12 protein-coding genes are annotated in these 12,964 nt (G+C 54.9%); 6 read left to right on the top strand and 6 right to left on the bottom strand.

Going from position 1 to position 12,964, the window contains the following annotated elements; all coding sequences use genetic code 11:
* Nucleotides 1-98 precede the first annotated feature (98 nt).
* A complete protein-coding gene (locus OSO_RS0100890) occupies nt 99-1,037 on the top strand; it encodes a phytanoyl-CoA dioxygenase family protein (RefSeq protein ID WP_010581713.1) in 939 nt (312 codons plus the stop codon).
* A gap of 172 nt (nt 1,038-1,209) precedes the next feature.
* Here the strand turns inward: OSO_RS0100890 and OSO_RS0100895 are convergent, their stop codons facing one another.
* The 3 genes from OSO_RS0100895 to serS form a co-directional block, all read right to left on the bottom strand.
* Nucleotides 1,210-1,821 carry a trimeric intracellular cation channel family protein gene (locus OSO_RS0100895; RefSeq protein ID WP_010581714.1) on the bottom strand — a complete coding sequence of 204 codons (612 nt, stop codon included), beginning with the start codon at nt 1,819-1,821 and terminating at the stop codon, nt 1,210-1,212.
* Between the two features lie 2 nt (nt 1,822-1,823).
* Nucleotides 1,824-2,852 (bottom strand): L-threonine 3-dehydrogenase, zinc-binding type, encoded by a 1,029-nt coding sequence (gene tdh / locus OSO_RS0100900; RefSeq protein WP_010581715.1) that lies wholly within the window; start codon nt 2,850-2,852, stop codon nt 1,824-1,826.
* 157 nt (nt 2,853-3,009) lie between these two features.
* The gene (gene serS, locus OSO_RS0100905; protein WP_010581716.1) at nt 3,010-4,287 is read right to left on the bottom strand and encodes a serine--tRNA ligase; all 1,278 of its coding nucleotides are present in this window, start codon (nt 4,285-4,287) and stop codon (nt 3,010-3,012) included.
* A 547-nt stretch (nt 4,288-4,834) separates the two neighbouring features.
* Here serS and OSO_RS0100915 point away from each other — a divergent pair.
* Entirely contained in the window at nt 4,835-5,185 is a 351-nt protein-coding gene (locus tag OSO_RS0100915) for a hypothetical protein (protein WP_010581718.1), read from the top strand.
* An 84-nt stretch (nt 5,186-5,269) separates the two neighbouring features.
* Here the strand turns inward: OSO_RS0100915 and OSO_RS0100920 are convergent, their stop codons facing one another.
* Together OSO_RS0100920 and OSO_RS0100930 are read right to left on the bottom strand one after the other, a co-directional pair.
* The gene (locus OSO_RS0100920; RefSeq protein WP_010581719.1) at nt 5,270-5,731 is read right to left on the bottom strand and encodes a hypothetical protein; all 462 of its coding nucleotides are present in this window, start codon (nt 5,729-5,731) and stop codon (nt 5,270-5,272) included.
* A 311-nt stretch (nt 5,732-6,042) separates the two neighbouring features.
* Complete coding sequence (locus OSO_RS0100930; protein ID WP_029246522.1) at nt 6,043-6,321, bottom strand: hypothetical protein; 279 nt, start codon at nt 6,319-6,321, stop codon at nt 6,043-6,045.
* Between the two features lie 1,394 nt (nt 6,322-7,715).
* On the opposite strand from OSO_RS0100930, the gene OSO_RS41615 reads away from it, so the two are divergent.
* The 3 genes from OSO_RS41615 (at nt 7,716) to OSO_RS0100965 (ending at nt 11,635) form a co-directional block, all read left to right on the top strand.
* Nucleotides 7,716-8,795, top strand: coding sequence for a DUF1559 domain-containing protein (locus OSO_RS41615; protein WP_010581722.1), 1,080 nt, complete (start codon nt 7,716-7,718; stop codon nt 8,793-8,795).
* Nucleotides 8,796-9,100: 305 nt separating this feature from the next.
* Nucleotides 9,101-9,595, top strand: a complete 495-nt coding sequence (locus OSO_RS0100955) for a hypothetical protein (RefSeq protein ID WP_010581723.1) — start codon at nt 9,101-9,103, stop codon at nt 9,593-9,595.
* Between the two features lie 438 nt (nt 9,596-10,033).
* A complete protein-coding gene (locus OSO_RS0100965) occupies nt 10,034-11,635 on the top strand; it encodes an ABC-F family ATP-binding cassette domain-containing protein (protein WP_010581724.1) in 1,602 nt (533 codons plus the stop codon).
* A gap of 33 nt (nt 11,636-11,668) precedes the next feature.
* Here OSO_RS0100965 and OSO_RS0100970 read toward each other — a convergent pair whose 3' ends face one another.
* Nucleotides 11,669-12,106 (bottom strand): dual specificity protein phosphatase family protein, encoded by a 438-nt coding sequence (locus OSO_RS0100970; RefSeq protein WP_010581725.1) that lies wholly within the window; start codon nt 12,104-12,106, stop codon nt 11,669-11,671.
* Between the two features lie 434 nt (nt 12,107-12,540).
* Here OSO_RS0100970 and OSO_RS0100980 point away from each other — a divergent pair, with 434 nt between their 5' ends.
* On the top strand, nt 12,541-12,963 hold the full coding sequence (locus OSO_RS0100980) for a hypothetical protein (protein WP_010581727.1): 423 nt from the start codon (nt 12,541-12,543) through the stop codon (nt 12,961-12,963).
* Nucleotide 12,964 lies beyond the last annotated feature (1 nt).

Below are 12,964 nucleotides of genomic sequence, written 5' to 3' on the forward strand. Positions count from 1 at the left end.
ATTACGCTTTGTTCGCCATCCCCAACATCACACTCCCAAGTCCGCCATCGGCGAATGCGAACACCAACCCAACCCGCTGCGGAAAGTTAAAACGCGCCATGTCTCTGATTGTGGAACCGGCGGCCGATCCGAAACCGAAACCCCTGTTCACGCTGGGTAAGCCGCTGGATCTCTCTCCCGCGTGTTTCGGCTTCCTTCGCGAAACGTATCTGGACGTTCCCGTTGAGCAACTGCGCGAGCAGATGGAGCACGATGGCTATCTCTATTTGCGTGAATTCTGGGATCGAGCGCAGGTCCAGGCCGTACGGGACTCCATCACCAGACAACTGCACGACCTTGGCTTCTTGCGACCGGGAACGCCGACTGACGAAGCCCGTTTTAGTGATCGCGAGGTCGGTCGCGCCATGGGAAATCCCCTGAATCAACATGATCCCGTGTTGCGCGAGTTAGTGTTCGGCGAACGCATCACCGACTTCTTTCACAATTTTCTCGGAGGGCCGGTCGCCCACTTTGATTTTATCTGGTTTCGAACGAAGGGGCCGGGACTGGGCAGCCCGATTCACTGTGATCTGGTCTACATGGGCCGCGGAACACACGACCTCTACACGACCTGGGTACCGCTGGGGGATGTCGAATTGGATCTGGGCGGATTGCTTGTTCTCGAGGGATCGCATCATCACAGCGAACGGTTGAATCCGTATCTCTCACGCGACGTGGACAACTATTGCAGCAACCGCCCTGACGCCGACGAGTATGCATCCGGCCGGAAGTGGTGGGACGGCACGCTCACCAGGAATGCCGTGTGGCTGCAGAAAAGCCTTGGCGGACGCTGGTTGACATCGCCCGAGTTCCAGATGGGCGACGCCGTCATTTTCAACATGAAGTTGATTCACGGTAGCCTCGACAACCAAACAGACCGCATCCGCCTCTCAACCGACACGCGCTATCAGCTCGCCAGTCAGCCGATCGACGAGCGATGGATCGGTCAAACTCCACCCGGACATGCGACGTCACAGCGCCGCGGCCGGATCTGCTAACCACAAAGCGTTGAACTCGAAGCCAAGGGGCGACGGGGTGCAGGGTGCGAATACGCCCCCGCACAGATCACGCATTCAAATAACCTCGAACTCGGCTCCGTGAGACTCAAAACCGCGATCCGCATCGGATCGCAGCTCAGCAAATCAGGTCGCGGACGCCGCACAATTCACGTCACTTGGCGTGAAACAACGGCAACTTCAACTTCCACTGAATTGCCGCCAGCCGAATCAGCAGTGTCGTGGCAATCCCCAACGCCCAGACGGTCGATCCGTCAATCAGACCATACAGCGCGGCGTAGACAGAAGCCCCACAAAACGAGGCCGTAGCATAGAGCGTTACTTCATGGCGAAAGACCAACGGAATCTCACGAGTCAAGACATCACGAATGATGCCTCCTGCCACGCCGGTCATCACGCCCATTGCCACCGAAACCAGCGGCGATACCCCCAGGGCGAGTGACTTGTGAACACCCAGGGCGGTAAAGAGTGCGAGACCTCCCGCATCGGCAAGCAGCAGGAATTTTTCAGGCATCCGCCAAAAGCGGGCCGCGACGAACAGAACCATCGCCGACAACGTCGCGGTCAAGACGTAGCTGGGATCTGCGACCCAGAACACCGGACGAGCATCGAGAATCACATCACGCAGCGTCCCGCCACCCAGCGCGGTCACCTGTGCCAGGACGATGACGCCGAACAAGTCGATCGATTTTCCGCGTCCCGGCAAGGCGCCCGCAACCGCTGCGACGGCTGTCGCCACATGCTCGACGACACGCTGAATCGACACACCTAGTCCTTCCAGTTCAAGACCACTTTGCCCGAATGGCCCGACATCATCACATCGAAGCCTTTCTCGAACTCGGTGTAGTGGAAGCGGTGTGTGATCACCGGGCGAATGTTCAGACCGCTTTCAAGCATCACGGCCATCTTGTACCACGTTTCGTACATTTCACGCCCATAGATCCCCTTGATCGTCAGCATGTTGAAGACGACCAGATTCCAATCGATGGCAATCGGCTCGGCGGGAATCCCCAGCATGGCGATTTTGCCACCATGGGCCATGTTAGCCAACATGTCCTGAAACGCTTGAGGATTTCCGGACATTTCCAGGCCGACGTCAAAACCTTCTTTCATGCCGAGCTCGTGCTGAACATCAGCCAGCGTTCCAGTCGTCACGTTGAGCGCAACGGTCGCCCCCATCTTTCGAGCCAGTTCCAGTCGGTACTCGTTCACATCGGTGATGACGACGTACCGCGCTCCAGCATGCTTCACGACGGCCGCGGCCATGATCCCGATGGGGCCTGCCCCGGTAATCAAGACATCTTCCCCCAGCACAGGAAACGAGAGTGCGGTGTGGACCGCATTTCCGAATGGATCGTAGATCGAAGCCACGTCCCGGTCGATGTCATCCCGGTGATGCCAGACGTTGGTCATCGGCAGAGACAGATATTCCGCAAAGGCCCCCGGGCGATTGACCCCGACCCCCTTCGTGTCTTTACACAGATGGCGGCGGCCAGCAAGGCAATTTCGACAGCGGCCACACACCACGTGGCCTTCGCCACTGACCACCTCTCCGGGATGGAAGTCCGTGACGTTGGACCCCACCTCGACAATCTCGCCCACGAATTCATGCCCGACAACCATCGGCACCGGAATTGTTTTCTGAGCCCAGGCATCCCATTTATAGATGTGCACATCCGTGCCACAAATTCCCGTTCGATCCACTTTGATCAGGACATCATTGATGCCGATCGTCGGGACCGGAACGGAAGTGAGTTTCAAGCCACGCGCTGCTTCTGCTTTGACCAGGGCCTTCATGGTTTTCAATGGGGCTGCTTTCAAATCAAGTGAGAAGGCATCGTGACCGGTTGAGCGCGGCAGATCACTGGATCGGAAGGTCGTCAGGGGTTGGACACAGGCGCCCGACCAGGGTTCGCCTGATCGAGCGTCTCCAACGGGAATCGTGCTGATGGCGTCAGCCAATCCGATCCTTCCCAACCCAAGGACGCAGAACTTCAGGAACAATAATGCTGCCATCCGCCTGCTGATAGTTCTCCAGTATCGCGATAATCGCCCGGGTCACGGCCACGGTCGTCCCGTTCAACGTATGAACGTACTTGGTTCCCTTCCAATCGGGCGACTTGCAACGAATCCCAAGTCGCCGGGCCTGGAAGTCGGTGCAATTCGAAGCGGAAGTCACTTCGCCCCATTCGCCTGCTTCACCACGCCCTGGCATCCAGGCTTCGAGATCAAACTTGCGATAGGCGGGACCACCCAGGTCTCCCGAGGCGATATCGAGTACGCGATAGGGAATGCCAAGCCCCTGAAAGACTTCTTCTTCGATGGCGACAATTTCGCGATGCAGCGCGTCCGACGCTTCCACGTCAGGAGCGGTAAATCCAAACATTTCCACCTTGGTGAACTGATGCACGCGGTAAATGCCACGGCTGGCTTTTCCATGCGCCCCGGCTTCCGTCCGGAAACAATGCGAAATCCCAGCCATCTTGATCGGCAACTGGCTGGCATCGAGGATGTGATCCTTGAGCAGTCCGCCGAGCGTGATTTCGGCGGTTGCGACCAGGCACAAATCCATTCCGGCGATCGAATAGATTTGTGTTTCATTTCCCCGAGGCTGATAACCGGTCCCTTCGAGCACTTCCATCTTTGCCATGTCGGGAGTGGTGTGCAGCGTGAAACCGTGCTGGATCAGCTTTTGAACGGTGTACTGCGTCAAAGCCAGTTCGAGCAGAACCGCCTCGTTCTTGAGGAAATAGAACCCGTGCCCGGCCACTCGGGCACCGCCCTCAAGGTCAATCAGGTCATGCTTTTCGGCCAGTGCGACATGGTCCAGCGGCTTGAAGCCGAACTTTGGAATCTCACCCCAGGTGCGAACAGCCTTCGAATCGGCCTCATCCCCACGAGGCGCATCGGGATGAGTGAGGTTCGGAATCGTGACCAGAACCGATCGAATATTGGCTTCGATCTCTTTCAACTGCAGTTCCAGGCCCGGCACCGACAACTTCAGGGCCTTGCCTTGTTCGATCAGTGCCTGACGGGCTTCGGGCGTCTTCTCTTTCGGAATCGCCTGGGCGATTTCGTTCTGCCGCTGCCGGTCGCGATCCAGCGCCACAATCATCTGGCTTCGCGATTCACGCAATTCCAGCAAACCATCCAGATTGACATCAACATGACGTTCCTGACAGTTCTTGCGAACCGTCTCCAGATTATCGCAGACAAATTGCAAATCGAGCATCGTGAATCCAACAGTGAAAGGGCGGCATCCAGGCCTAGTTATGACGTGGACATAGGTTAATCCAAGCCCCCCCTTCGGGGAAGTGAGCCCAGTGGAGCCCCCTGTCAAAGAATTCGCCGATCGGTTGGAGTTTGATGCCAGTTCCTCAGACAAAACCATTGCTGGCGATGTTCGTGTCAATGGGCTCGTCGCACGCGTCAATGACGACGAACTCGATCCGAAACTCTGCGTCTCACGCTCCCAACGACGATTTCATTTCGTACATCGATCCGCTGCCAGGACGGCGACTTCTCGATCAGGCACTTAAAGCAGCACAAAGGCCTGCCGTGACGATAAAAAAAAATGAGGACACAGATGCACGCCATGCAATTGAGCAGAATCCCCCCCCCACAAACCTTAGCTGACCGTCGGGTCGCTCATATTCGATAGCAGTCTCAGTACATTTCCGATCCTTCGAACGGTTCTCGGAACGTCCCAACTCTTGCCCTCCTCCTGTTGCGCTGCCAGACTACAGACAAACCGTCACACATACGCGAGGAACCCGACCATGCGAGAGTTCTTCAGGAGTTGGAAACGAAAATTCGGAGTTGTGATGCTGCTGGCGGCGTGCCTGATTGCGGCTGGCTGGGTGCGAAGCTTTTACGTCAGTGATGAGCTTGCAATCAATGATTACACAGTAGGGAAGGCCGTTGTGTCATCCCCCGATGGAATTCGCTTCGAGACTCGATATTACTTGGATGGGTACTTTCCCCACCGTGGATATTCGTCCGTCGTTCATCTGACGATTCCTTATCTTTCTCTGGTGGGCGGTTTGCTCCTGCTTTCCGCATGGCTCTTTCTCTCGAAACCTCAATCGGCTCCAAACCCCCGACCAGTCGTAGGGAGCGAGCCACAATGAGCGAGATTAAACATAGATGAAAACGAAAGGGGCACCAGGGACACAGCGCCATGTCATCGTTCCCAATCTGGGACGGTGGTCTTTTCACGACGTTAGAGATCGCAGGTCGCTGACGAGTAACTCCTTGTCCTCTGTGTCGGTCACGACTTCGGCGTAACGTTTTGCCTCCGCCAAATACTCCATTGACTTTGCGAGATTGTTGGCGACCAACTCTGCCCGGGCCAAGGCCTCATATGCGTAGCCGACCAAGAACGGATCTTCCTCGCTGCTGTGTTCCAGCGAAAGTTGCGCATATCGGCGCGATTCATCGGCTCGGCCCAAAATCGCATGGATTCGAGAGACTTGCCAGCATCCAATCGATTTCTTCGCTGGAGTGCAATCAGGTCGTTTGCTCCAGTGCCACATTGAAGCATAGGCCAAGAGCAGCATCTGCTCTTCGTCGTCCCGAGTCCGGTCGCGTTTTTCGATAAACTCCCAAGCCTCATTAAAGCAGTTCGCAGCAAACAATCGATGGGCCGCTGTGACATCGAAAACCGGATCGATCATCGTGCTCCCCAAGTCGTCAATTACATCCGCACCGGCAGTGACAGCGCGGATCGTTGGGCCAATTACGCTTGAACCGCTTCGGAGATGAAGGCGAAACCGCTCCTGATTTGCTGCCCGCAGGTCTCGACAATTGTCGGGATTGTTTTCACAACGCAGCTTCCGCGCTTACTCTGTCTGCCGACAAAAGTTTCCACCAAATCAAGACCGGACGCAACGCTCGCTCGTTGACGTTGTTGCTCGGTTCGATCCCCTTGATTTCAAAAAATGTCCACAACCAGTCGCATCGCCCCTTTGAGACACCCAAAGGCAGACTAGGGCCCTTGAAATACCGTAAACATTAGAAACGTCATTGCCAACAGGGTGCAGGCAATCGACGCACGTCGATATTGAGCACTCTCAGACAGCGTATGCCTGAGCCATATTCCCAGCAGTACCAGCGCGTGGGCAGCCACGATCATCGAAACGATCAACGCTGCTCTCGAATATTTTCCCAAGCGCGTGGAAGGGTATGCATAGTTGGCCGTGTAAAATACGGTCATGATGAGTAGTGTCATGCCGACACGTCGATTCTTTCGAAAGATGAAATCCACGATACTCCCTCGTTGACCGAATGTCTCGTACAAACCATGCGTGCGAGGGCATTGTACCAATCGGCTTTCATTTACCTTCTGCAGCCGTTGCAAAAGTTTCACCAATTTCTCGGTTCATTGCGGTTTCTTGTTTGGTGATTATTGCCAGCCGATTCCTTGGTCCCGCATCGTCGAGGAACGGTACACAGTTGTGTTCGAATCTTGGATCACCCACTCGCCGAGTTCGATGTGACAGAGTGTTCTCGATCTGCCCCGCTTAAGATCGCCGAGAACAGAGGGTCAAGGCCACGACAATCAACGACGCAATCTTGCCGCATTTGCTTGTTGATACTGCTAACCCAGAGTCGCACCAGAGCGCGGCACCGCGGATTCGATGAAATGACCGACTCCCACTTCTTCTCGCTGCGTCGCCGCATACATCAGCGGTCCCTTGCAGATTTGTCAAACATTGAACTCTCGATTGGATCGGAGCATCGCGACACGTTTTCATTTGTTTGAAAACATCAGCCCGATCCTGGATCTCTGTGGCAAGCACGCCGGGGGCATGCTCCCAACTTTCGACACTCGCGAGTTTCTTACCATTGAATGAGTTCGGTACTTGCGAAGATGTCACTTCTTTAAGGCGGAGACAACGTGAACATACGTAACGCAAACATCACACAGGCAAGAACAACGACGTGAACAACACCTATACAAAGACTGCCCACATCAGCACAAACATATGAACATTTGCTATAACATCATGTCAGGACATTGCTGATAGAGCCAAGTATTGACGTGTGCAAATTGGTAGATATACTAAATTTGTGGCAATCTCTTCATAATCTGGCTTCAAATTCGAGTGATACAACGAAGGTTCCGGGTTGGGCCGACGGGAGCTCGCGCGGTTTCGTGGTGAGAAGAATCGATTCTGATTGCTCTCAGGATCGTGAAATGTCGAGTTTGAATACGGTTTTTAGAGGACCTGACAAAACAGGGATTGGCGGCCTTCAGCTTGAAAATTATGAGATTTTCCTGAGCGACCTCGTGCCAGTCCCGGTCTTGTTACGCACAGTGAGTGTGCGCGCCATGTCAGAGTGTCATTCGCGGGCTTGACATTTTACGAGTGCATTTCGTTGAGTTGCACTCGTTCTGACGTCGTGGAAAAGCTTTTTACAAGTTTTATCAATCCTGCATTCCCGTTTTCTTTTAGGTTGCTGAGTGATTTTCCACGCATCGGCATTCGGAAATGGCGTGGTGCCAAGACGCATCGACAGGAAGTTGCCTGTGCGGCTGGCCCAAGTTGCCTGATTATCACAATGGCGATCATGCCATTTCTGGTGAAGGCTTCGAGCATCGCCTTCTATCGCTTTGGGTCTCTTGTTTACGTTTCTTTTTAAAGAATGGGTATCTGAATGAAAACATCGCTGTTTCACCCCAGAAGGAAGCCTCAGTTTCAGTCTGAGGGCCTGATGTCCGCCGAACGCGGTTCATCTCGTGGTATGAAGTCCAGCCTCGGCTTTACGCTGATCGAGCTGCTGGTGGTCATCGCCATTATCGCAGTGCTAATTTCCTTGCTCCTTCCGGCAGTCCAGCAGGCACGCGAAGCCGCGCGTCGGACGCAATGCAAGAACAACCTGAAGCAATTGGGATTGGCATTGCACAACTACGTCGATGTCCAGGGAAAATTCCCTCAGGTGGCGACCTATGGCTACCTGAACGGCGCGACTTACCTCCCCTACCATCACACCTGGGTCGCCTCAATCCTGCCTTATCTTGATCAGGGAAACCTGTATAACACGATCGACTTCAATCAGCCGGTGTGGGGACAGAACTACAAAGGGACCGTACTTCCTGCGTTCTTGTGCCCATCTGATGCCCCCTCATTCACCGCTCCCGGACAAACATGGGGTGTCTCGATCACGAACTACGCCGCGGCTCATGGATTTGACTGGTGGTCACGGGGTTCACGCGATCACGACGGTGATGCGACCGCCCATCCTTATTGGTCTGGCGGTGTCTTCACCCCATTGGTCAATCAAGGAATCAAAGACATTACGGATGGAACGTCGAATACCGTCCTTTTGGGTGAAGTGACCTCAAACAGCTACAAGAACGGCCCTAGCCAGACGAACGGAACCGGGACTCCTCGAAAGGGAGCGGGTGAAGCCGTTTTCCGAGCGGCCTTTGTCGGTGCGACATTCACTTATGCGCAGCAAGCCGGTGGTATGGATTTGAATGGGCTGGCGTATGTTCATCCTGATGGTACGCCCGTGTCAGATTGGTTCAAAGCCGCTCCTTATATGCTTTCACCGTTCTTCAATTCTCAAAGCGGGATCAATGAAGAATGGCCAGGCGCATCGAGCCCTCACACTGGCGGGATTCAAGTGACCATGTCCGACGGGTCGGTCCGTTTCATCAATGCCAACATTGACTGGGTGCTGTGGAACTCGATCAATACGAGCCACAACGGAGAAGTGACGGGGGAATTCTGATTGTGGGTCCGGATCGGTTTCACAAGCGGAAATCGCACCCGGGCGACTGCGATCGCATCAATTTCGTCGAGCAGCTTGTTGAAATAAGGGGACAGGCACCTTGGCATCCAAGAGTCCATGGCGTTTTTGAGTCTGTACACCGCCAATCCCCATTATTTCGACAGGCTGCGAGCGATTGCCATGAGGCCCCCACAAAAGTCGGGATGGGTCCCTCTCGGAACTTGAACATGACCGAGACGCTCCTGGGCGACCAGGAGCCCGTTCCGTTTTTGCCAACTGTTTCTATTGCAAGATGGATATATAGAATGCAACGTCAAACGATTTCGTTGATTTTTGGATGCGCTCTGCTACTGACGATGGCGGGATGCGGGGGTGGGGGCGTCAAGATCTACACGGCCTCCGGCGAACTATCGCTGGACGGTGAGCCATTCGGCCCCACATCGATTCGATTGATCCCATTGAAGGAAGGAAATCGCTCGGCGGTCGGCACCGTCGATAAGTCGGGCAAGATTACGTTCACGACCCTCAAGACAGGCGATGGACTTCCCGCCGGACAGTACCGGGTGGCAGTGGGAATCGATCCCGGTGAGCCGCCGCGACTCTACCCCAAGATCTATGGAGACTTCGGCAGTTCGCCTCTCCAGGCAAACGTCGATGCGGTCAATGACAATCAGCTGAAACTTCAGATGACCAAGTCGGCCGGCCCGCTAATCAAGGATCCCAAGGCAACGCCTGCACAAGCGAAGTTCGACGTCAACGCGGCCTTTGAGACTGAAGCCTTCAAGGCAGGGGCCAAGTAGCGACCTCCCCGTTCTTTTTGGTGCTGTTAAAAAACAAACTCAGGAGGGCTGATCGCCGCAAATGGCTGTCAGCCCTCCTGTTCGTTTCCACCTTCGCCTGGATGGCGTGAAGCGGCCGCGCCGGAATCGACCGACAACCTGGCGCCTGTTACAACCGCCGTCAATGGCTGGACGGATGGTTGTGCGATCAGCGTCGGCATCCGCGTCGAGAGCCAAATCTCGCATGAACCTTCAGAAAAGTCGGATTTCAGTCGAGGTAGGCCCGTCGAAACGACGAAATTGGCATCGCGGAAGTGCGCGAACCTGAATCAAGGTTGCGTGTCTGGACGGCGTTCGATTCCTGCCATTGAGAGGAGGCTGTGACAACATCATGAAGACGAATCAACGACTTCGCTGTGTTTTACGTTCTGCCGCCTCGTCATCGGAGGGATTCGTCGTATGCCCGCTTCCATCAATGTGTCAGAGCTCACCTGGTGTGCACCGGATAGGCCGCCGCTTTTTTCGAAACTGTGTTTGAACTTCGGTCCGGTCCGAACAGGACTCGTCGGTCGCAATGGTGTCGGTAAGACCACACTTCTCAAACTGATATCCGGTGAACTGCAGCCGCTGTCTGGACGAATCTCCGTTAATGGCAGCTTGGGCGTCCTACGGCAGACAGTTCAGGTGCCCCCTAACGAAACGGTTGCCGATCATTTCGGCGTCACGGCGGATTGGGCCATTCTGAAACGCGCTGAGCGTGGCGATGCGACAGCCGACGAACTGGCTGACATCGACTGGACCCTGGAAACGCGGATGACAGCCGCATTGGGGCGAGTCGGACTTGATGCAATGCCAGACACGTTGCTGACCACGATGTCGGGTGGACAGCGCACGCGCGTCGGACTTGCAGCGCTCATCATTAAAGAGCCGCAGTTTCTTTTACTGGATGAACCGACAAACAATCTTGATCGCGAAGGGCGCGAAGCGGTGATTGATCTCGTCACCATCTGGCGGTCAGGGGTGATTGTTGTCAGCCACGATCGCGAGCTGCTTGAAGTCATGGACTCGATCGTCGAATTGACGTCACTCGGCGCGACGCGATACGGCGGAAATTGGAGTACCTACCGTGAACTCAAATCACAAGAACTCGCTGCGGCAAAACACGATCTGGAAGATGCGGAAAAGCGTGTGGCAGATGTGGCCCGCACTGCACAGACAACCGCCGAACGCCATGCACGAACCAGCGGAGTTGGTCACGCCAACGCCGCCAAAGGTGGAGCACCGCGAATCCTACTGGGTGCCAGAAAGGACCGGAGCGAGAAAACCAGTGGTGAGAACGCGCGTCTGGCCGAGCGACGTCGTGAGCAAGCACAGGATGACGCAGAGGTCGCTCGTGAACGGATTGAAATTCTCCAACCGCTAACGGTCTGCCTACCGCCAACACATTTGCCTGCTGGCAAAACGGTACTGAAATTTGAATCGGTCACGGTCGGCTATTTTCCTGATCGGCCGATCCTGACCAACTTGTCATTCAGTATTATCGGTCCAGAGCGGATTGCCGTTGTGGGGCCCAATGGATCTGGCAAGACAACCGTGCTCGCTCTCGCTTCGACCGGATTGAAACCGTGGCAGGGGACGGTCGAGGTTTTGACGGCGTATGCCATTCTGGATCAACGGATGTGTCTTCTCGATCCTGCGACGTCGATTCGTGACAACTATCTTCGGCTTAACCCTGGGTCTGATGAGAATGCCTGCCGAATGGCGCTGGCACGATTCATGTTCCGCGCCGATACGGCACTTCAGAATGTGGCGACGCTCAGCGGGGGCCAGTTGCTGCGTGCGGGTCTGGCATGTGTCTTGGGCGGAGCGACACCTCCACCGCTCTTGATTGTTGATGAACCCACGAATCATCTCGACATTGACTCGATCGAAGCCGTTGAAGCCGGGCTGCAGGCCTATGATGGCGCTCTTTTGGTTGTGAGCCACGACGAGCCGTTTTTGAACGCCATCGGAATCACTCGACGACTCGAACTTCCACGCGCCCCGCAACTGCTGACTTGAGACTTGAGACTCGTCGAAAACCGCGGTCAGTATTTATTGCGTATTCGTGTGCCAAGCTTCGTTGACGCACTGTTGCACTTCATTCCATAGTGCCGGAGCAACATCCAGTGGACCATGCTCGCTGATCATATTAAGACTGTGCTCAGCGGGGACTGCGTGAACTAGAGCGATCGCGGTTGCGACAATCGCCGGTGATCGACTCATGCCTGCTCCGCAGGCCACAAGCGTAGGGACCTTGATCTTGATCAATAGCACGATCGTCTGGATTGCGACCTGTAGGATCGAATGCGAATTCCCTTCACCATCCAACAGCGGGAAACGGCAATAGACAATTTCTCGGGGATACTTGACCATCGCCTCTTCCAAAGCGAGATCGACGACAGCGATAATCTCCAGTTCGAGGACCTTCGACACATCACGCATATCTCGAGCATTTCCGAGCCAGAGGAGATTCGGAATGATTTCTCGCATGGCGATCCTCTCTCAGTCAAGGACGTTACATGAAAACTGACAATGGCATCATTGTACGCAGAAGTTTTGCTGGGCTGTTAACGACGGGAGCATTTCTGGTGTTTTTCGGCCTCGTCGTTGAGCCAACTCTGCCACATTTCATGCTCGATCGAGTCCTACTACCGGTCGAATTGGCTGACGACGCCAAACGTGAAGCGACCCTCGCACTATTGAAGAATGCGAATGGCAATCGTGCTTTAATTTGGACAGCCGCTGGCACGATCGTAATTGTTTTTAGTTGTATCGGATGGCGTGCAACACAACGCTGTTCTCAGTCAATCTGAAGACTGAATGTCATTTGCTCGCGGCTAGCGATCAGTGTATACAAATCGCCAAACTTAGCTGCAGGCATCGTTCGTTGGCTCGTCCTCCCTCTTAACTCAGGAAGGCATGGAATGCCATTCATTCACGGTAAGTCATTGGGACATCGACGTCCGCTGTTTGATGACTTTCGGGTGCCGGTCACTTCGGCATCCGACGAGCCGCAATCGGTTCGTGAGTTGATTTCACAAATCGTACGCGAACAAGTCCACAAATTCGAAGATCGTCAGCAACAGGGTCAGTTTCTACGCGTCTTGACGGAGAAGGAAATCTCCGCGGGAGTCGACCGCGGGAAGATCGATTCCGGGAAATCTGACGTTCCGCTGCAACCCGTCGACGTGGACGCGGCCATCGAGACCGCGCTCGTGGCATTTCAGGATGGGCTTTATCTCGTCGTGATCGATGACGTGCAGGTCCAGTCGCTGGATGAACGTCGCAGTCTGAAACCCGAAAGTCATATTACGTTCGTACGGTTAACGCTTTTGGCAGGGGGATGAG

It is taken from the genome of Schlesneria paludicola DSM 18645 (assembly GCF_000255655.1).
GTDB classification, from domain to species: domain Bacteria; phylum Planctomycetota; class Planctomycetia; order Planctomycetales; family Planctomycetaceae; genus Schlesneria; species Schlesneria paludicola.